Origin of the sequence: Streptomyces sp. NRRL WC-3618, assembly GCF_001280005.1 — a bacterium.
Lineage (GTDB): Bacteria > Actinomycetota > Actinomycetes > Streptomycetales > Streptomycetaceae > Streptomyces.
The window spans coordinates 15,558-36,589 of record NZ_LGDW01000213.1; the positions used below are offsets into that span (position 1 = coordinate 15,558).

General features: G+C 71.8%; 10 protein-coding genes. 5 read left to right on the forward strand and 5 right to left on the reverse strand.

Features of this window, described 5'->3' with window-relative positions:
* Window positions 1-79: 79 nt before the first annotated feature.
* The 3 genes from ADL01_RS19590 to ADL01_RS19600 all read right to left on the reverse strand — a co-directional run bounded on the left by ADL01_RS19590 (window position 80) and on the right by ADL01_RS19600 (window position 6,097).
* Window positions 80-1,627 carry an alpha/beta hydrolase gene (locus tag ADL01_RS19590; protein ID WP_053743310.1) on the reverse strand — a complete coding sequence of 516 codons (1,548 nt, stop codon included), beginning with the start codon at window positions 1,625-1,627 and terminating at the stop codon, window positions 80-82.
* 115 nt (window positions 1,628-1,742) lie between these two features.
* Complete coding sequence (locus ADL01_RS19595; protein ID WP_053743311.1) at window positions 1,743-3,293, reverse strand: alpha/beta hydrolase; 1,551 nt, start codon at window positions 3,291-3,293, stop codon at window positions 1,743-1,745.
* A gap of 71 nt (window positions 3,294-3,364) precedes the next feature.
* Complete coding sequence (locus tag ADL01_RS19600; protein WP_053743312.1) at window positions 3,365-6,097, reverse strand: lysylphosphatidylglycerol synthase domain-containing protein; 2,733 nt, start codon at window positions 6,095-6,097, stop codon at window positions 3,365-3,367.
* 185 nt (window positions 6,098-6,282) lie between these two features.
* Between ADL01_RS19600 and ADL01_RS19605 the strand changes: the two genes are divergently transcribed.
* The 5 genes from ADL01_RS19605 to nudC all read left to right on the forward strand — a co-directional run bounded on the left by ADL01_RS19605 (window position 6,283) and on the right by nudC (window position 16,399).
* Complete coding sequence (locus ADL01_RS19605) at window positions 6,283-6,648, forward strand: MGMT family protein (RefSeq protein ID WP_053743313.1); 366 nt, start codon at window positions 6,283-6,285, stop codon at window positions 6,646-6,648.
* 257 nt (window positions 6,649-6,905) lie between these two features.
* On the forward strand, window positions 6,906-10,286 hold the full coding sequence (locus ADL01_RS19610) for an ATP-dependent helicase (protein ID WP_078960629.1): 3,381 nt from the start codon (window positions 6,906-6,908) through the stop codon (window positions 10,284-10,286).
* A 36-nt stretch (window positions 10,287-10,322) separates the two neighbouring features.
* The gene (locus ADL01_RS19615; protein ID WP_053743315.1) at window positions 10,323-13,871 is read left to right on the forward strand and encodes an ATP-dependent DNA helicase; all 3,549 of its coding nucleotides are present in this window, start codon (window positions 10,323-10,325) and stop codon (window positions 13,869-13,871) included.
* 4 nt (window positions 13,872-13,875) lie between these two features.
* Complete coding sequence (locus ADL01_RS19620; RefSeq protein ID WP_053743316.1) at window positions 13,876-15,285, forward strand: dipeptidase; 1,410 nt, start codon at window positions 13,876-13,878, stop codon at window positions 15,283-15,285.
* A gap of 166 nt (window positions 15,286-15,451) precedes the next feature.
* Window positions 15,452-16,399 carry an NAD(+) diphosphatase gene (nudC, locus tag ADL01_RS19625; protein WP_053743317.1) on the forward strand — a complete coding sequence of 316 codons (948 nt, stop codon included), beginning with the start codon at window positions 15,452-15,454 and terminating at the stop codon, window positions 16,397-16,399.
* Between the two features lie 91 nt (window positions 16,400-16,490).
* On the opposite strand, the gene ADL01_RS19630 is transcribed toward nudC, so the two are convergent.
* Together ADL01_RS19630 and ADL01_RS19635 are read right to left on the reverse strand one after the other, a co-directional pair.
* Window positions 16,491-19,685 (reverse strand): amino acid adenylation domain-containing protein, encoded by a 3,195-nt coding sequence (locus tag ADL01_RS19630; RefSeq protein WP_053743318.1) that lies wholly within the window; start codon window positions 19,683-19,685, stop codon window positions 16,491-16,493.
* A gap of 81 nt (window positions 19,686-19,766) precedes the next feature.
* Window positions 19,767-21,026, reverse strand: a complete 1,260-nt coding sequence (locus ADL01_RS19635) for an MFS transporter (RefSeq protein ID WP_053743319.1) — start codon at window positions 21,024-21,026, stop codon at window positions 19,767-19,769.
* Window positions 21,027-21,032: the final 6 nt, after the last annotated feature.

Consider the following 21,032-nt stretch of genomic DNA (forward strand, 5'->3'; position numbering starts at 1 on the left):
CCGTTCATCTCGTTCAACCCGTTCCTGTTCGGCCGGCGGGGGTCCCGGGCACCACAGGTGCCCGGGGCCCCCGCCGCCGTCATGAGCAGACCTTGCCGTCCCGAGGCACCGTCCCGTCCAGCAGATACGCGTTCACCGTGGAGTCGACACAGCCGCTCCCACTTCCGTACGCCCCGTGCCCCTCGCCCTTCCAGGTCAGCATCACGCCGACCCCCTTGCCCAACTCGTCGGCCATCTTGCGCGTGCCCTCGTAGGGCGTCGCGGGGTCCCCCGTGTTGCCGACCACGAGGACGGGCGCCGCTCCCGGCGCGCCGACCACCGGTGTGTCGTACTGGCCGGGCACCGGCCAGTCGTGGCACCAGCCGGCCGTGTCCCAGCCCATGAACTCCCCGAACACGGGCGAGATCTTCCGGAATTCGGGCAGCAGCTTCCTGACCTGCGCCGCGGTCGGCCGCTGCTTGTCGTCCAAGCACGATATGACCCGTTGCGCATGTGTCGTCGTGCCGTAGTGGCCCGACGCGTCGCGGTCGTTGTAGCCGTCCGCGAGTGTCAGCAGGTCCGATCCGTCGCCCTGCTCGGCCGCGTCCAGGGCGCTGGTCAGCGCCGGCCAGCTCTGCTTGCTGTACAGCGGCACGATCACGCCGATGACTGCCAGGCCCTGGGTCAGTTTCCGTCCGGAGGAAGTGGGCAGCGGCTTGCTGTCGATCCGCTTCAACAGAGCCGCGATCTTCCGTGAACCCTGGTCCGGATCCTGGCCCGTCGACTTCAGGTAGTCGTCGAGGGCGCGCTGAAAACCCCGGGTCTGGTTCTTCGCGTGTCCCACGATGTCGGCGCTCGGGTCGACGACGGCGTCGAGGATCAGCCGACCCACGTTCTTCGGGAACAGGTGGGCGTAGACGCCACCGAGTTCGGTGCCGTACGAGATGCCGAAGTAGTGCGTCTTCGTGTCACCGAGAACCTGGCGCATCAGGTCCATGTCGCGGGCGGAGTCGGTGGTCGAGACATGCGAGATGAGGTTTCCGGCGGACTTCTCGCAGCCCTGCCCGAAGTCGGCCGCGTCCTGGAAGAACGCCTTCTCCTCGGCCGCGTCGTCCGGTGACGGGTCCACCGACTCGGCGGCCTGGATCTCCTTGTCGCCGCGGCAGCGAACGCCTTCGCTGGACCCGACTCCGCGCGGGTCCCAGCTCACCAGGTCGTAACGCTCCCGCAGCGCGGAGACCGTGCCGGCGTACGAGGGCATCACGGAGATCCCCGACTGGCCCGGTCCGCCGAAGTTGAACAGAAGGGACCCGATGCGGTTGCCTCCGGTGGCCTTGGCGCGGATCAGTGCCAGGCCGATGGTCTCGCCGTCCGGCTTCGCGTAGTCCAGCGGCACCTTGAGGGTCGCGCACTGCCAGTCGCTGCCCGGCGTGGGGGAGTCAGAGGTGCCCTCGCAGCGGACCCAGTCCGGTTTCTGCGAGGACAGTGAGGCGGGCAGTCCGGGCGAGGCACGGGACGAGGACGCGGCCGACGGGGAAGTGGGGCCGCCGGATCCCTTGTCGTCGCCGTTGCCGGACGTGCCGCCGCTGCATCCGGCCACCAGCAGCGCGGCGGCGGCAGCGGCTGTCCACCGTACGAAACGAGACATGCGAACTCCCCCCTGCGGGCCGTCCGCTCGGGTCAGCGGATGGCGGTCCGGCCATAGTAGGCGGATCACGCCGAGGCCGTATCAGCCTGTGGATAACCTTCTGACCTGCGTTTTTCTAGGTGCAGACGGTCCCGGCCGCCGGTACCTTCCCGTTCAGCAGATAGCCGTTCACCGCCTTGAGCACGCACCGGTTCCCGCCGTCGTACGCGCCATGCCCCTGCCCCTTGTACGTCAGCTCGACCCCCACGCCCTCACCCAGTGCCCCCACCATTTTCCGCGCGCCTTCGTACGGCGTGGCCGGGTCGCCGGTGTTGCCCACGACGAGGATCGGCGCCGATCCGGTCGCGTGGACGTCGGGGTGCTCGGCGGCGCCGGGCACGGCCCAGTCGGTGCAGCTGACCATGGACCAGGCCAGGAAGTCGCCGAACAGGGGCGAGGCGGCGCGGAACTCGGGCAGCTTCGCCTCGATGTCCGCGACGGTGTAGCGCGGCTTCTGGTCGGAGCAGTTGACGGCGATGTTCGCCGCGCTGAGGTTGCTGTACTCGCCGTTCCGGCTGCGCCCGTTCATGGAGTCGGCCAGCAGCATCAGGACCGTGCCGTCGCCGTCGTACGCCTCGTCGAGGCCCTGGGTGAGGTAGGGCCAGAAGTCCTTGGAGTACAGCGCCTGGGCGATTCCGGTGGTCGCCGAGGTCTCGGTCAGTTCGCGCGGGAAGACGCCCGGGATCGGCTTCGCGTCGAGGTCCTTGAGGAGCTTGGCGATCCGGTTCTTGACCTCCCGCGGAGTGTCGCCGACCAGGCACTCCTCGGTTTTCGAGGTGCAGTCCTCGGCGAAGTTGTCGAGCGCGTGCTGGAAGCCCTTGGCCTGCCCGAGCGAGCCCTGTTCGGGGTTCTGGGTCGGGTCGACGACCCCGTCGAACACCGCGCGGCCCACCTTCTTGGGAAACAGGTGGGCGTAGACACCGCCCAGTTCGGTTCCGTACGAGATGCCGAAGTAGTGCAGCTTGGCGTCGCCGAGGACCTGGCGCATCAGATCCATGTCCCGGGCCGCGTCGGTGGTCCGCACATGCGGGAGCATCCTCTTGGAGTGTTTCTCGCAGGCCGCGTTGAACTTCCGCGTGTTGTCCAGCAGTTCGGCGCGTTCGGTGGCGTTGTCGGGCGTCGCGTCCTGCTGGAAGTACACGTCGAGCTGTTCGTCGTCCTCGCACCGCACCCCGTCGCTGCGGCCGACCCCGCGGGGATCGAAGCTCACCAGGTCGTAGCGCGTGCGCAGCGTCGCGTAGTCCGTGCCGAACGAGGGGAGCGCGCTGATTCCCGAGCCGCCGGGGCCGCCGAAGTTGAAGATCAGGGATCCGATGCGCTTGCTCGCACCGCCGCCGGCCTTCGCCCGGATCAGCGCGAGCCTGATCGTGTCGCCCTTCGGCTCGGCCCAGTCCAGGGGCGCCTTCATGGTGGCGCACTGCCAGTCGGCGCCATCCGGCAGCGGTGACGGGGCCTCGCCGCCGCCCTCCGACGCGGACGGTGCGGGACAGTCCTTCCAACCCAGCTTCTGGGCCGACAGATCCTGGTCCGCGGAGCCGGAATCTTCGCTGACACCTGTCATCAGGGAGGACAGCAGAAGGGCAGTGGCGGTCAGGACAGCGGCACGCGGCCGGAAGGGAGCGGGCATGCCTCCATCCTGCGGTCGTACCCCGCGGGGCGCTCGGGGCACGAGCCGTACGAGGTACTCCCCTAGGGGCCCTAGAGGGCGCCCTTCCGCGTCAGGTGGTTGAAGAACAGCCAGCCCGGCAGCACCGGAATCCACAGGGTCAGCAGTCGGTAGAGGAGTACGGCGGGGGCGGCGACCTCCTTGGGGAGGCCGACGGCGATCAGGCCGACCGTCAGGGTCGCCTCGACCGCGCCCACACCACCGGGGGTCGGCGCCGCGGACCCCAGCGCGTTTCCGGCGAGGAAGACGACGGCGACGCTGGCGAGGCTGAGCGAGGTCGACTCGTCGCCGAAGGCCCGGATCGACGCGTCCAGGCACATCACGAAGCACGCGGTCAGCAGCAGCATGCCGCCGATACCGGTGACCAGCTTCTGCGGACGCTGGAGAACGTCCAGCATGCGCGGGATGACACCGGCGAACAGTGACCTCACGCGCGTGACGACGAACTTCCGCAGGAACGGCACCGACGTCACCACGAGGACCAGCACCGCGACGGTCAGCAGACCGGCGATGACCGTCCTGGACGGCGACAGCGAGGGTGTCTTCTCGGTGCCCGTGAGATAGCCGAACGACAACAGCATCAGGATGTGGCAACCGAGTCCGAACAACTGCGACGCGCCGACGCTGGCCACCGCGAGCCCTGGCCGTACGCCCGAGCGTTGCAGGAAACGAGTGTTGAGGGCGACTCCGCCCACCGCCGCGGGCGCCACGATCTTCACGAACGACCCGGCGACCTGCGCGGCCACGGTCCGTACGAACGGCACCCGCTCCGGCACGAAACCGAGCAGACTCATCGCCGCGGCGACGTAGCTCAACGCGGAGAACAGCACGGCCGCGATGACCCAGCCCCACTCGGCGTTGTCGAACAGGGTGGCGAACTCGATGTGGGTGAGTTGGGAGAGCAGGAAGTACGCGCCGAACGCACCGGCCATGAAGCTGATCAGCGTGCGGGGTCTCACTCGTTCCAGCCGGGCCGGCTCGACCGGTGCCTGCGGTCTGATCAGTAGTACCTGGTGACGGATCTGGGTGAGCAGATCCTCCTCGCGGGCCCCCTCCAGGGCTTCGTCGATGGCCCGCTTCTCGGCCCGCTGCTCCGCGCGGACGGCCTTCTTGTCGGGCTTTTCCAGTTCAGCGGGCGCGGTGTCGGGGCGGGTTGCCTCAAGCCGGGCCTGTTTGGCCTGCTGGGAAGCCTCCAGGACCGCCTCGCGCTGACGCTGGGCGCGCTCGCGGGCGAGTTTGCGCAGCGTCGCGCGCGTGGAGCGCGACAGCGCGATGGGCTGGAGCAGCGGCAGACAGTCCGCCACCGCGTCCGGGCCGAGCACCCCGACCGCGGACGCCACCGCGCGTTCGGCACCCACGCGCAGGCCCAGCGTCGCCACCAGCTGGGCGATGTCCATGCGCAGCAGCAGGTCCCCGGCCGCGATCTCGCCCACCCGCAGGTCGGTGAGGATCACCTTGCCGGAACGATCCACCAGAATCGCCTCGCCGACGAGTCTGCGGTGCGCGATGCGCCGCGACTGCAGGGCCTTCACCTGGTGCCAGGTGTTGCGCAGCAGCTCGTCGGTGATCTCCTCGTCGTCCAGCGAGTCCAGAGTGCGGCCTCCGGTGTGCTCGTAGACGAGCATCACGGCGTCCGGGCCGAGCTCCGAGGTCGCGATCAGCTTGGGCGCGTTGGCGCCGGCGGCGATCGCCGCGTACGCGAGGAGAGCCTCCTGCTCCAGCGCCTGGCGCAGCGACTGGAGGCTGCTGCGCGTGGCCAGGCCGCGCAGCGTGATGTTGCGCCACACGCGGTAGAAGAAGTGCTGCGCCTGCTGCTCGCGGTCGACGACCGTGACGTCCAGCGGAGGGCCGTCCTCCAGGGTGACGAAATAGCGCCGGCCCCGGTCACCGCTGTCCGACGTCTCCGGCACCTCCTCGCGGGCCGCGCTCACCGGGCGGAAACCGACGTGCCGCAGGCCCGCCATCAGGTTGCGCCCGGTGGGACGCACGTTCGGTGAGCCGACCGCGTACAGCGTCCCGTACGCCACCGACCAGCCGATCAGCACCGTCAGGATGATCGAGAACGGTGTCGTGTAGCCGGTGACCAGCATCGAGAAGGCATCGAGCAGCAGCACGACCCACAGCACGGCCCGCCAGCGCGGCCGACGGGACATGCCGACGGCCGTCATGTACGCGATGACCGGCGCGAGATAGCCGTGCACCGGGTCGGTGAGAGCGTGGATGTCGCCGGGGGAGGGCTGCGTCAGCGCCTCCTGGATGGAGTCCGGGGCGCCCTTGGCGACCCACAGGTCGGTGGCGAGGGTCACCCCGTGCGCGAGGACCGCCGCGAGGACACCGTCGGCGATTCGCAGCCCGTCCCGCTTGATCAGCCGCTCGATGGCGAAGGCGACCGGCACCAGGAGGATCGCGATGCTGGACGCCAGACCCGCGATCTTGATCAGCAGGTCGGGTGCCTGGCCGGTGCCCTTGTTGATGTCCTGTTCGAGTCCCGAGGTGGTGCCGTGCGCGAAGGCGGCGATCGCCAGCAACACGACGACGGCGAAGACGCCCGCCAGGAACCGCATGAGATCGGACGGGCGGTGCACGCGCGCGGGGAGCAGCGGTTCGTCGCCCTCGACCTCTTCGACGTGGGCGTCGTCGTCGCAGTCGGCGGCCGCTCCGGCCGGTGTCCGCTCGTGCTCGTGGCCGGTGCCGTCGGCACCGGGGCGCGGCGAGACCTCAGAGGTGCCCTCCGCGTCTTCGGGGTGCACGCCCTGATGCTCCATGGTCTCTTCTTGGTCTCGTATCACCGGTCACCGCCCGCACGATGGTGGCATGCCCCACTGACACACAGGGGCATCAGGGTGCGATGCGGGGGCGCACAGTCTGCCGCAAGCGTCGCTCCGGGGCGAGGAACATCCGCGGTCGCCGCCTCATCACATTGTCGGTGAGGTGGGGCAGGATGGGCCGGATGAGCGACGAGAGCCTTCCGGTGGACGCCCTGCCGGAGTACGCCGAGCGGGCCCTGGAGGCCGCGGAACTGATCCCGCCCGGGCGTGTCATGACGTACGGCGACGTGGCCGAATGGCTGGAGGAGGGCGGGCCCCGCCAGGTCGGGCGCGTGATGGCCCTCTACGGAGGGGCCGTTCCGTGGTGGCGGGTAGTCCGGGCGGACGGTGTGCTGCTCCCGGGGCACGAACTGGACGCCCTCGACCACTACCGCGCGGAAGGCACACCCCTGAAAGAGGCGAGCACGGCCGCCGTGGGGCACCTTCCGCGCCTCGACATGAGACGGGCGCGGTGGGACGGCGTCGAGCGGGCGGAGGGTCACACCTGACAGCTTCCGCCATCCGGCGGGCGTCAGGGGGGCCTGTGGCCCGTACGGGGTAAACCGGGCACGTCCGTGCCATGGCGTACGTTCGTGGGGCGAGGGGCCCGGGTGGCGCTCGGGGCCGGAGGGAACATGCGGAAGCCCTGCTTCCGAACCGTCCGTCGGCGTAGCGTCAGCCGCACCTACCCCCCTCACCGTCCGGCCACCGTTTCCCACGCGTGGCGCTCAGCCAACCAGTACACCCTCCAGGACCGGCGAACCACGTGAGCTCCTCTTCCTCCACCAGGCGCCTGCCGCACCCCCAGGGGCGACAGGGGACCCGTGGCGCTTACCGACTGGTGCGTACCCCGCCCACACGGCAGGTTCCCCCTCATCTGGACGCCGCACAGCGCGCGGTGGTTGACCACGCGCGGGGACCACTGCTCGTCCTCGCAGGTCCGGGAACCGGGAAGACCACCACCCTCGTCGAGTCCGTGGCGGCCAGGATCGCCCGGGGCGCGGACCCCGAGCGGATCCTCGTCCTCACGTTCAGTCGTAAGGCGGCCGTCGAACTGCGCGACCGCATGGCGCTGCGCATCGGCGCCGCCCGCGCTCCCCGCGCGACCACTTTCCACTCCTTCTGCTACGCCCTGGTCCGCGCCCACCAGGACAGCGACCTCTTCGTGGAACCCCTGCGGCTGCTCTCCGGCCCCGAACAGGACGTGGCCGTACGCGGCCTGCTCGCCGGCCAGCCCGACCTGGAGCGGCTCGGCCTCGTCCATGTGCGCTGGCCGGACGAACTGCGCGCCTGCCTCACCACCCGCGGCTTCGCCGACGAGGTCCGCGCGGTTCTCGCCCGCAGCCGTGAACTGGGCCTCGGCCCGGACGCCCTGGACGCCTTCGCCCGGCGCATCGGCCGCCCCGACTGGCGGGCCGCCGCCGCCTTCCTCGCCGAGTACCTCGACGTACTCGACATGCAAGGAGTGCTCGACTACGCGGAGCTCGTCCACCGCGCGGTGCTCCTCGCGACCCGCCCCGACACCGCGGGGCAGCTCGCCGCCCGCTACGACGCCGTCTACGTGGACGAGTACCAGGACACCGACCCGGCCCAGGTACGGCTCCTGCACGCGCTCGCCGGAGGCGGCCGGACACTCGTCGCCCTCGGCGACCCCGACCAGTCGATCTACGCGTTCCGGGGGGCGGACGTCAACGGCATCCTGGATTTCCCGGACGCCTTCCCGCGCGCGGACGGCCGCCCCGCCCCGGTCGAGGTCCTCAGGACCTCCCGCCGCTCCGCCGCCACCCCGCTCACCGCCACCCGCCTCCTCACCCAGCGCATGCCGCTGACCCGCCTCCCCGCCGAGAAGGTCCGCGCCCACCGCGAACTCACCCCGGTCCGCGACGGAGGCCGCGTCGAGGTCTGCACGTACCCGACGTCCGGTACGGAGCTGGACAACATCGCCGACATCCTGCGCCGCGCCCACCTGGAGGACGGTGTCCCCTGGGGCGAGATGGCCGTCCTGGTGCGGGCCGGCGGTCGTACGATCCCCACGATCCGGCGCGCCCTCACGGCCGCCGGGGTTCCCCTGGACATCGACGGCGACGACCTGCCCCTGCGCCACGAACCGGCGGTGGCACCACTCCTGACGGCGCTTCGAGCCGTGGCGACCGCGGAGGCGTCGGGCGCGGTCGGGGAGAGGGACGCCGAAGGGGCGGGTGGCGACGCGGGCGAAGCCTCCGAAGTCGCCGTGCCCGGGGACACCGGCTGGCTCGGCACCGAGACCGCCCTGACCCTGCTCACCTCGCCCCTCGCCGGCATGGACACCGCCGATCTGCGCCGCCTCGGCCGCGCCCTGCGCGAGGAGGAGAGGACCGCGGGCAACCCCGCACCGCCGCCCTCGGACGAACTCCTGGCCCGCGCGCTGGCCGAACCGGAACGCCTGGTCGCCCACGACCCGACGTACGCGCGGGGCGCCCAGCGCCTCGGCGCGCTGCTCCGAAAGGCACGTGAGCGCCTCGCGGGCGGCGGTACGGCCGAAGAGGCCCTCTGGGACCTGTGGAACGGCACACCCTGGCCAGGACGGCTGGAGCGGGCGGCCAGGCGCGGCGGCGCGGCCGGACGCAACGCCGACCGCGACCTGGACGCCGTGTGCGCGCTGTTCGCGACCGCCGCGCGCGCGGAGGAACGCACCGGCGGCCGCGGCGCTCTCAACTTCCTGGAGGAGACCGACGCCGAGGACATCGCCGCCGACACCCTCACCCGCCGCGCCGTACGCCCCGAAGCCGTACGCCTGATGACCGCGCACCGCGCCAAGGGCCTCCAGTGGCGCCTCGTGGTCGTCGCCGGCGTCCAGGAGGGCCTGTGGCCCGACCTGCGCCGCCGCGGCTCCCTCCTGGAGGCCGACCGCATCGGTCGCGACGGCCTCGCCGAACCGCTCACCCCGGGAGCACTGCTCGCCGAGGAGCGGCGGCTGTTCTACGTGGCCGCCACACGCGCGCGTGAACGCCTGGTCGTCACCGCGGTGAAGGCCCCCGCCGACGACGGCGACCAGCCCTCCCGTTTCGTCACCGAACTCGGCGTCGAACCCAAGGACGTCACGGGCCGCCCGCGCCGCCCGCTCTCCGTGGCCGCCCTCGTCGCCGAACTGCGCGCCACGACGGTCGACCCGCGTGTGTCCGCCTCCCTCAGAGAGGCAGCCGCCCGCCGCCTGGCCCGGCTCGCCGCGCTCACCGACGAGGAGGGCCGCCCGCTCGTGCCGTCGGCGCACCCCTACCGCTGGTGGGGCATGTACGAGCCGACGGAGAGCAAGGTCCCGCTGCGCGACCGCGACCAGCCCGTCGTGCTCTCCGGCAGCGCCCTCGACCAACTCGCCAACACCTGCGCCCTGCAGTGGTTCCTGGGCCGGGAGGTGAAGGCGGACGCGCCCGCGACCGCCGCCCAGGGCTTCGGCAACGTGGTGCACGTCCTCGCCGACGAGGTCGCCTCCGGACACACCCCCGCCGACCTCGCCGTCCTCATGGAGCGCCTCGACTCCGTGTGGAACGCGCTCGCCTTCGACGCACCCTGGAAGTCCGCGCAGGAGAAGGAGCACGCGCGCGTGGCGCTCGAACGCTTCCTGACGTGGCACGTCGACTCCAGGCGCACCGGCCGCACCCCCGTGGCCAGCGAGCACGACTTCGACGTGACCCTCGAAGCCGGCGACTACGAAGTGCGCATCCGCGGTTCCATGGACCGCGTCGAGACCGACGGCGACGGCCGCGCCTACGTCGTCGACTTCAAGACCGGCAAACACGCACCCACCGCCGCCGAGGTGGCCCGCCATCCCCAGCTCGCCGTCTACCAGCTCGCCGTCCGCGAAGGTGCCGTCGACGACGCCTTCGACGGCGTGCGGCCCGAACCGGGCGGCGCCGAACTCGTCCAGCTGCGCCAGGGCGCCGCGAAAAGGGACGGTGGCGAAACACTGCCCAAGGTGCAGGCACAGGCCCCCATCGAGGGAGGGGCGGGGGCAGAAGGGCAGGGGGAGTGGATCGGCGACCTGCTGGCCACCGCCGCCGGCAAGGTGCTCGACGAACGGTTCACCCCGACCGCGGGCCAGCACTGCGCGCACTGCTCCTTCAGGGCCTCGTGCAGCGTCCGCCCGGAAGGCCGGCAGGTGGTCGAGTGACACCGACTGTCAGTGGCCGCCGCTAGCCTCTGTGACGTGCCAGCCAGTATCAGCGACCCCGAGCAGCTCAAGGAGCTCCTGGGCATCCCGTTCACCCCGGAGCAGACGGCCTGCATCACCGCGCCGCCCGCCCCGCAGGTGATCGTGGCCGGAGCGGGGTCGGGCAAGACGACGGTGATGGCGGCACGCGTGGTGTGGCTCGTGGGCACCGGCCAGGTCGCCCCCGAACAGGTGCTCGGGCTCACCTTCACCAACAAGGCCGCAGGGGAACTCGCCGAACGCGTCCGCAAGGCACTCGTCAAGGCAGGCGTCACCGACCCGGACGTCATCGACCCCGACAACCCACCCGGCGAACCCGTCATCTCGACCTACCACTCCTTCGCCGGCCGCCTCCTGACCGACCACGGCCTGCGCATCGGCCTCGAACCCACCGCCCGCCTCCTCGCCGACGCGACCCGCTACCAGCTCGCCGCGCGCGTCCTGCGCGAAGCCCCCGGCCCGTACCCGTCACTCACCCGCTCCTTCCCGGACCTCGTCAGCGACCTCCTGACCCTGGACGCCGAACTCTCCGAACACCTCGTGCGCCCCGAGGAACTGCGCGCGTACGACGCCGAGCTGCTGAGTGCTCTGGAGGGCACCAAACTCACCAACGCGGACCTGCGCAAGGTTCCCGAGACGGCAGCCGCCCGCCGTGAACTCGCCGAACTGGTGACCCGCTATCGGGCCGCCAAGCGCGAGCGCGACCTCCTGGACTTCGGCGACCAGATCGCCCTGTCCGCGACGCTGGCCCGCATTCCCGAAGTGGGCCGCGTCCTGCGCGACGAGTTCCGGGTGGTGCTTCTCGACGAGTACCAGGACACCTCGGTGGCCCAGCGCATCCTCCTGGCAGGCCTGTTCGGCGACGGCACCGGCCATCCCGTGACCGCGGTCGGCGACCCCTGCCAGGCGATCTACGGCTGGCGCGGCGCCTCCGTCGCCAACCTCGACGACTTCCCCGAGCACTTCGCCCACGCCGACGGCGGCTCGGCGGCCCGCCAGTCACTCAGTGAGAACCGCCGCAGTGGGGGCCGCCTTCTCGACCTCGCCAACGACCTCGCGGAGCCCCTGCGCGCCATGCACGCGGGCGTGGAGGCTCTCCGCCCCGCACCCGGCGCCGAGCGCGACGGCCAGGTGCGCTGCGCGCTGCTGCCCACCCACGCCGAGGAGATCGACTGGCTCGCCGACTCCATCGCCCACCTCGTACGCACCGGAAAGGCACCCGGCGAGATCGCCGTCCTGTGCCGCACCGCCACGGATTTCGCCGAGATCCAGGGGGCGCTCGTCGCCCGGGACGTCCCCGTCGAGGTCGTGGGCCTCTCCGGGCTGCTGCACCTGCCCGAGGTCGCCGACCTGGTGTCCGTCTGCGAGGTCCTCCAGGACCCCGGGGCCAACGCCTCCCTGGTGCGGCTGCTGACCGGCCCGCGCTGGCGCATCGGCCCGCGCGACCTCGCCCTGTTGGGCCGCCGGGCCCGTTTTCTCGTGTCCCACGCGCGCGTGGGCGACCCGGACGACCCGGACCGTCGGCTCGCCGAGGCGGTCGAGGGGGTCGACCCCTCCGAGGTGATATCGCTCGCGGACGCCCTCGACACCTTCCTGGAGACCTCCATGAGGGGGGAGGGCGATGACGACGGTCTGCCTTTCTCACCGGACGCGCGCGTGCGTTTCGCCCGGCTCGCCACCGAACTGCGCGACCTGCGCCGCTCCCTCGCCGACCCCCTGATGGACGTGTTGCACCGCGTGCTCGCCGTCACCGGCCTGGAGGTGGAGCTGTCGGCGTCCCCGCACGCCCTGGCCGCCCGCCGCCGCGAGACCCTTTCCAACTTCCTGGACATCGCCGCCTCGTTCGCCGCCCACGAGAGCGAGGCGAGCCTGCTCGCCTTCCTCGGTTTCCTGCGCACCGCGGCGCAGTACGAGAAGGGCCTCGACAACGCGCTGCCCGGCGGCGAGAACACCGTCAAGGTGCTCACCGCCCACAAGTCGAAGGGCCTGGAGTGGGACGTCGTGGCCGTCCCAGGCCTGGTCACCGGCACCTTCCCCAGCGCCCAGGGCCGCGAGAAATGGACCTCCCAGGCCAAGGTCCTGCCCCACGGACTGCGCGGCGACACCGACACGCTCCCCGACATCGAGGCCTGGGACTCCCGGGGCATGAAGGCCTTCCAGGAGGCGATGAAGAACCACCAGCACACCGAGGAGCTCCGCCTCGGCTACGTCACCTTCACCCGTCCCCGCTCCCTCCTGCTCGGCTCGGGCCACTGGTGGGGGCCCTCACAGAAGAAGCCCCGGGGCCCCTCCGACTTCCTGCGGGCCCTCCACGACCACTGCACGGCCGGACACGGCGAGATCGAGGTGTGGGCGGACGAGCCGGCGCAGGACGAGGAAAATCCCGCCCTGCACGCGACGACCGCCGACCAGTTGTGGCCCCTGCCCCTGGACGACGCCGCCTTCCGCCGCCGTCGGGCGGCCGCAGAGACGGTCCTCGCCCACCTGGAGACCCTCTCCTCCCACGACGAAGGTCGCCCCGCGGCCGCGCCCGACCCCGACACCTACGACGACCCGGACTGGCCCCCGCCGCCGGACGACGAGCCTCCGTACGAGGACGACGAACCCTTCGACGACGCGTACCTCGCCCACGGCCATCCCGATCAGGACGCCCCCTTCCCCGCAGCGGACGACACGGACTGGGACGCCTGGACCACGGACCGGCCCGAACCGCCCGCACCGACGTCGCCCCACGCACGCGTGCCCCACACCGGACGCGGCCACGACCGCCCGCCCACCGTTCCCCACGCCCGCAGACACCCCGCCGAGGCGGATCTCACACCCGAGGAGGCCCGCGCCGTCGCCTCCTGGGACCGTGACCTCGACGCCCTCGCCGGAGAACTGCTGCGCGCGCGGGAGAGCGTCACCGACGTACCCCTGCCCCTGTCGATGACCGCGTCGCAACTGATGCTCCTGGCCGCCGACCCGGACGCTCTCGCCCAGGAGCTGGCCCGCCCCATGCCACGCCCCCCGCAGCCCGCGGCCCGTCGAGGCATCCGCTTCCATGCCTGGGTCGAGGCCCGCTTCGAGGCACTGCGGCTCCCCATGCTGGAGCACGACGAGCTGCCCGGCAGCGACGCCGAGATCGCCGACGAACGCGACCTGGAAACCCTCAAGGACGCCTTCGAAAACACCGCGTACGCACACCGCACGCCCTACCGGGTCGAGGCACCCTTCCAGCTCGACATCGCCGGACGCGTCGTACGGGGCCGGATCGACGCCGTCTACAAAGAGGGCGACGGCGCCGATGTCACGTACGAGATCATCGACTGGAAGACCCATCGTGCCCCCACCGCCGACCCGCTCCAGCTCGCCGTCTACCGGCTGGCCTGGGCCGAGCAGCAGGGCGTGCCGCTGGAAGCCGTCGAGGCCGCCTTCCTCTACGTGCGCACCGGCGAAACCGTACGGCCGGACGATCTCCCGGACCGGGCCGCGCTGGAGCGGCTGCTCCTGGACGAGCCGGCCGCGTTCGAGCTGCCGGACGAGGATGTCAGCGCGGGCCGATAAGCTCATGACCATGAGCCAGGCCCCGGACAGCGCCGTCCGCACGTACATCGAGCAGCACCGCGCCGCCTTCCTCGACGACCTCGCCGAGTGGCTGCGCATCCCGTCCGTGTCGGCCCAGCCCGACCACGCCGCCGATGTACGCCGCAGCGCCGACTGGCTTGCCGCCAAACTCCGGGAAACGGGCTTCCCTACCGTCGAGGTCTGGGCGACACCGGGTGCCCCGGCGGTCTTCGCCGAGTGGCCCGCCGACGACCCCGGCGCCCCCACGGTCCTGGTCTACGGCCACCACGATGTGCAGCCCGCGGCAGGCGAGGACGGCTGGGACAGCGACCCCTTCGAACCGGTCGTCCGGGGCAATCGCCTCCACGCGCGAGGCGCCGCCGACGACAAGGGCCAGGTGTTCTTCCACACACTCGGCGTCCGCGCCCACCTCGCCACCACCGGCCGCACCGCGCCCGCCGTCCATCTGAAGATGCTGGTCGAGGGCGAGGAGGAGTCCGGATCCATCCATTTCCGTTCCCTCGTCGAGGAGCACGCCGACCGGCTCGCCGCCGACGCCGTGATCGTCTCCGACACCGGTATGTGGGCCGAGGACACCCCCACGGTGTGCACCGGCATGCGCGGCCTCGCCGAGTGCGAGATCCAGTTCCACGGACCCGACCAGGACATCCACTCCGGCTCCTTCGGCGGCGCGGTGCCCAACCCGGCGACCGCCGTCGCCCGGCTCGTCGCCGCATTGCACGACGACCACGCGCGTGTGGCGATCCCCGGCTTCTACGAAGGCGTCAGCGACCTCACCGACCGGGAGCGCGCACTCTTCGCCGAACTTCCCTTCGACGAGGAGCAGTGGCTGCGCAGCGCGAAGTCGTACGCCACCCACGGTGAAGCCGGACACACCACCCTGGAGCGCGTCTGGACGCGCCCCGCCGCCGAGGTCAACGGCATCGGCGGCGGCTACCAGGGGCCCGGCAGCAAGACGATCGTCCCGGCCTCGGCCATGGTGAAGCTCTCCTTCCGGCTGGTCGCCGGCCAGGACCCCGACCACATCGAGAAGATCGTCCGCGACTGGACCACGACCCACGTCCCCGCCGGGATCCGGTACGAGATCACGTTCGCGGCGGCCACGCGCCCGTGCCTGACCCCTCTGGACCACCCCGCCCTGCAGTCCGTCGTACGTGCCATGAGCCGCGCCTTCGGCAAACCCGTCCGCTACACGCGTGAGGGCGGCAGCGGCCCGGCCGCCGACCTCCAGGACGTCCTCGGTGCCCCCGTGCTCTTCCTGGGCATCTCCGTCCCGTCCGACGGCTGGCACGCGCCCAACGAGAAGGTGGAGATCGACCTGCTGCTCAAGGGCGTCGAGACCACCGCCTACCTGTGGGGCGACCTCGCCGAAAACTGGCGCCATGAAGCCTGAAGACTCTGCCCGGCGCGGACCGGCAGACGCCCAGGGGCACGATGAAACCACTGCCCGGCACCCGCGCGAACCTGTTCGAAAACCGCCGCCCCCCAAGCGCCACCACCCACGTCCCGCCGAACCGCCCGTCGAAATATCCGTTCCACCGGGGGAGTTGGAAGCACCTGTGACCACCTGGACCGACCACATCGCCGACCGTCCCATCTCGCTCACCGCCCCCAGCGGCATCGACCGGGCCGCGCACCACCGGCTCGACGAGGCCTGGCTCGCCGCGGCGTGGAGCCACCCCACGACCCGCTGCTTCGTGGTCTCCGGCGGTCAGGTCCTCATCGACGAGACGCCCGACGGGCGTACCGAACTCGTCATGACCCCCTCCTTCGAAGCCCCTCTCACCGAAGCGCACCGCTACTTCCTGGGCAGCGACGACGACGGCACCAGCTACTTCGCCCTCCAGAAGGACGCCCTGCCCGGCCGCATGGACCAGTCCGCGCGCCCCGCGGGCCTGCGCGAAGCCGGCCTGCTCCTCTCGCCCCGCGACGCCGGCCTCATGGTGCACGCCGTCGCCCTCGAGAACTGGCAGCGCCTGCACCGCTTCTGCTCCCGCTGCGGCGAGCGCACCGTCATAGCGGCCGCCGGCCACATCCGCCGCTGCCAGGCATGCGGCGCCGAGCACTACCCGCGCACCGACCCGGCCGTGATCATGGCCGTCACCGACCAGGAGGACCGCATCCTCCTCGGCCGCCAGGTCCACTGGCCCGAGGGCCGCTTCTCGACGCTCGCCGGTTTCGTCGAGCCCGGCGAGTCCATCGAGCAGTCGGTGCGCCGCGAGGTGTTCGAGGAGGCCGGCATCCTCGTCGGCCAGGTCGAGTACGTCGCCAGCCAGCCGTGGCCGTTCCCGTCCAGCCTCATGCTCGGTTTCATGGCCCGCGCCGTCTCCCACGACATCGAGGTCGACGGCGACGAGATCCACGAGGCCCGCTGGTTCTCCCGCGAGGACCTGCGCGCGGGCTTCGAATCCGGTGAGGTCCTCCCGCCGTACGGCATCTCGATCGCGGCCAGCCTGATCGAACTCTGGTACGGCAAGCCGCTGCCGAAGCCGGGCAGCGCGCTCTGAGAGGGCGGTTCGTGACTCTTCGGCACCGCCATGCCTGCCGGCCGCCGGCCGCCGAGCGACCGGAAACGGCCCAGCGGCGACCGGCGACCGTTCACCCGACGAATTCCGCTTCCGCAGCCGTAACACCCGCCGTGAGTACCGCCAGCTGCCCGGCGAACGCCGTCACCACCCGCCCGGCGGTGGCATCGTCGATCAACTGCCTCCGGTAGTGCAGTTCGCCCGACAGCCCTCCCTGCGCGTACTCGACAATGAGCGCCAGGTCGAACTTCGGCTGTGGATGCCTCAGTCGGCGGCGTACGCAGGTGGCCCCCGGCAGTTCGAGCCGGATCGCGGTGCTCATGCTCAGGCAGACCTCCGGGAAGCTGCGCGGGCGCGGGTTCACGTCACGCAGGAGTTCCGCCGCGACCGCGCTGAAGGGGAGGTCCTGTTCCGAGACCGCCTGTGCGAGCTGCTCCGCGGCGGCGAGGACCGCGGACTCGGGTGCGGTGTGCGGGTCGCCGTCGGCGCGTAGCAGCACGGTGTTGACGAAGCAGCCGGTCGCCCGGGAGGAGTGGTTCTCGGTGCGGCCGGCGGTGACCAGGCCGAGCGGGAAATCCTGGAGTCCCAGGGTCTCACCGACCGCGCGTTGGAACGCCGCCGAGAGCAGTGCCGGGAGGGTCGTACCGATCCGGCCCACCGCGGTGGGCGCGGGCAGGGCGGTGCCGAAGGCGATCTCGACCGGGAGGCCGCACGCGTCCGCCGCGTCGAGGACGATCCTGCGGCCGGCCAGCGGCAGCAGCTCCACCCCCTTCAGGCGGGTCACCGCCTCGGCCGCCCTCGCCCGGGTGGCCGGATGGTCGAGAGCCGCCGTCTCGCGCGCGTTGAGGTCGCAGGCGGTGACCGGGGACGGCTCGGGAAGAAAGGCCGGGTCCGCGTAGCGGCGGTGCAGGTCGTCGAGGAAGACCTGGAAGGACACCGCGTCCACGACCAGGTGGTGCCAGACGAAGAGCAGGATGTGGTGGTCCTCGGCCACCGTGATCAGCAGGCAGCGGGTGAGCGGGCCACCGGACAGGTCGATGCCGGTCCTCGACTCGCGCAGGACGAACGCCTCGGCTGCCGACGCCGTATCGCCCGCTTCGGCAGCGGACACCCGCCGCACCGCGATCCGGTGCACCCCGAGCTGCTGCACAGGCAGCGAACCGTCCGCGGTCACCGTCGACCCGAACACCGGATGCGCGGCGAAGGTCGCCTCCAGCGCGGCAGTCAGCAGCCCGGCGTCCAGCGATCCCCGTAGCTCGAAGCACGCGTTCTCGATGTACAGCTCCGGATTATCGGTGACCGTCTCGTGCATCCACATGGCCAGCTGGGCAGGGCTCAGCGGTCCCCGTACCGCACCCTGCGGGGCAGCGGGCACCGCCTGCGTCTCGGTGAAGGGCGCCTCTTCGATCCGCGCGGCAAGCCCCTCGGCGTCGGCGGTGGTCAGGACGTCCGCCGCGCTCACCCGGCGACCGGTCAGCTCCCGCAGCCGGGTCGCCACCCGGACGGCGCTCAGGGAGGTTCCGCCGATGTCGACGAAACCGTCGCGTGCCGACACCGGGGCGGCACCCAGCACGGCCTGCCAGCTGTCGATCACGAGGTCCAAGGCGGTGGCACCGGCACCCAGCGGCGAGGGCCCCGTGACGGAACCGGACAGCGACAAAGCGCCCGCGGCGGACCCGCCCACCGGCGAGATCCCCGCACCCGCACCCGAGCTCGCACCTGGCAAGGACAACGGCAACGGCAACGCCGCCAACGCCGCATGATCCGTCTTACCGTTCTTCGTCAACGGCACCACTTCGACCAGCACGAACGCCGCCGGAACCGCATACGCCGGCAGCCGCTGCCGCAGCCGCGCCCGCGCCGCCCGCTCGTCAAGACCCTCTCCCGGCCGCGGCCGGAGGTATGCGACGACCGCCGGCCCATGCCCCGGCAGATCCCGCGCACCCACCACGACTTCCTGCACATCCACCACCGCGTGAACGGCCGCCTCCACCTCCCCCGGCTCGATGCGGTACCCCCGGACCTTGAGCTGCCGGTCGGCACGGCCACCGAAGACGATGTTGCCGTCCGGCAGGGTGCTGACCAAGTCACCGGTGCGGTAGGCCCGTTCGCCGTCCGGCCAGGTGAAGAAGCGCGCCGCGGCCTCGCCGCTCGCGCCGAGATAACCGCGGGCCACGCACCCGCCGATCGCGACGAGTTCACCGTGCCCGTCGGCGGAGAGCGCGCCCGATTCGTCGATCACGGCCAGCCGGCTGCCGCGGACGGCGGTGCCGATGGGCGTACGGGCCAGCGGATCGCCGCCGGTCCTCGGAACGGTGAACACCGCGCAGATCACGGTGGTCTCGGCGGTGCCGTAGGCGTTCACCACGGTGAGTCCCGAGCGGTGACGCATGAGGTCTTGCAGGAGGCCGAGCGGGATCGGTTCGACGCCGACCATGAGGCGGGTCAGCTCGCGGCAGAACGCGGGGTCGGCGGCCGTACGGGCGCGCAGGTCGGGCAGGAAGGACGGCGGGATGTACGCGGTGTGGATCGCGTGCCGGTCGAGGAAGCCGAGGTAGTCGGCCGCGTCCAGCCGGTCCTCCTCAGGGACGACAACGACGGTGCCGCCGTGGGTCAGCACCGGCCAGACCTCCCAGATGGAGGCGTCGAAGTCGGGGCTGGACCAGGCGGCGCCGCGGTGGACCTCGGGTACGGGGGCCCGGTCCGCGAAGTCGTCGATCAGTTCCAGCACGCCGTGGTGCTCGACCTGCACGCCCTTCGGGTTCCCGGTGGAGCCGGAGGTGTGGATGACGTACGCGACATCGGCGGGACGGGTCGGAACATCAGGGAGGTCCGTGAGGTCCAGGGGTGTCGTGGTGTCCTTTGCCCAGCCGCCGGCGAGCTGCTCCGGCGCCACGGTCGGGCGGCCGTCGACGTCCGCGCCCGCGACGGACAGGCACAGCGCGGGGCGGCAGCCCTGGAGCATCCGGCCGATGCGCCGCGCGGGCTGCGCCGGGTCGATCGGCGCGTAGGCGGCGCCCGTCATGAACGCGGCAAGCGCGGCGGCGATCGCGTCCCGCCCTGGCGGCAGGAGCAGGGCGACCAGGTCCCCCGGGCGCACCCCCCGGGCCCGGAAGTCCTCGGACCACTGCCGGGCGCGGATCATCAGGTGGGCGTACGTGGTCGTGCCCGCGCGGTCGATCACCGCGGGCCGGTGGGCGTGCAGGCGTGCGGCCTCGGCGACCGTGTTGAGCAGGTCCTGGTGTCCAGAGCTCCGACTGCTGTTCATCTGTGCCAACTCATCTCTGTGGGGTGATCGGCTCCGGCGGGTGGCGCGGACAGGGCCGAGGGGGAAGGGGCATACGGGGGGTCAGCCGACAGCGGCGACCTGGGCGTCCGGCGCGCTCTCGCTCACCGCCCGCAGATCCCGCGCCGAGCGCACCGCGTACAGCAACGCCGGTGTGCCGAACATCCACACGGCCCCGGCGATCAGCATCGTCGTAGGTGAGGTGACCAGTGCGGCCGGCCCGATCAGCGCCTGTCCGACCGGTAGCAGTCCGATACTGCCCAGCCACTCGTAGGAGCTGACCCGGCTCATCGCCGCGAGCGGCACGTTCTGCTGCATGGCCGTCAGCATGAAGACGTTGAACATGGACAGGCCGATGTTGCTGATCAGGGCGGCGGCGCCGATGAGCGGGACGGGGGCGGCAGCGGCGAGCGCAAGCAGTTGCAGGCCGTAGAGGCCGAGCGGGACGAACGAGGCGCGCAGGATGAAGCGCGGGCGCATGCGCAGCGCGACGATGCCGCCGATGATCGAGCCGAGGCCCGCGCAGGTGGTGATGACCGCCCAGGCGGAGGCGCCGCCGAGTTCGGCCTTGGAGACCGAGGGGCCGAACACCTGCCAGGCGGGCAGGACGAGGAGATGGAAGCCGGCGCACCAGGCGACCAGGGTCCACAGCCACGTGCGGGACCTGAACTCCTCCCAGCCCTCGCGCAGTTCGTGGATCATCGAGGGGGCGGGCCCGTCCGCGCCGCGCGTCTTGGCCGGCAGGCGCAGCAGGTACAGGGCGATGCCGCTGATGCCGTACGTCAGCCCGTCGGCGATCAGGGCCGCTCCGGGGGAGACGAACGAGACGAGGATGCCTCCGATGGCGGGGCCGATGGTCCAGGCGGTGTTCTCGCTGAGGCCCATCATGCCGTTGGCCCGCTGGAGGTCGCCGGGTGCGACGACCTCGGCGATCAGCCCGGTCGAGGCCGGCTGGAAGAACGCGGCGGCGGTGCCGGCGACCAGCTGGAGCACGATCATGGTGGTGATGGAGGCGTGGCCGGTGAGCAGCAGGGTGCCCAGCAGGAGCTGGGAGCAGAACCTGACGACGTCGCAGACGAGCATCAGGCTCCGGCGGCCGACCCGGTCGGCGATCACCCCGCCCGCCAGCAGGAGGGCGACGGTGGGCACGATGCGCGCGGCGAGCACGATGCCCAGCACCGACGCCGAGTCGGTGAGGTCGAGCACGGCGAAGGCGAGGGCGATGGGCACGATGGCGTCGCCGATGACGGACGAGGTCTGACCCACGTACAGCAGCCGGAAGGGGCGCTGCCGCAGCAGCGACGGTTCTCGCGAGGTGGTCACGGTGTC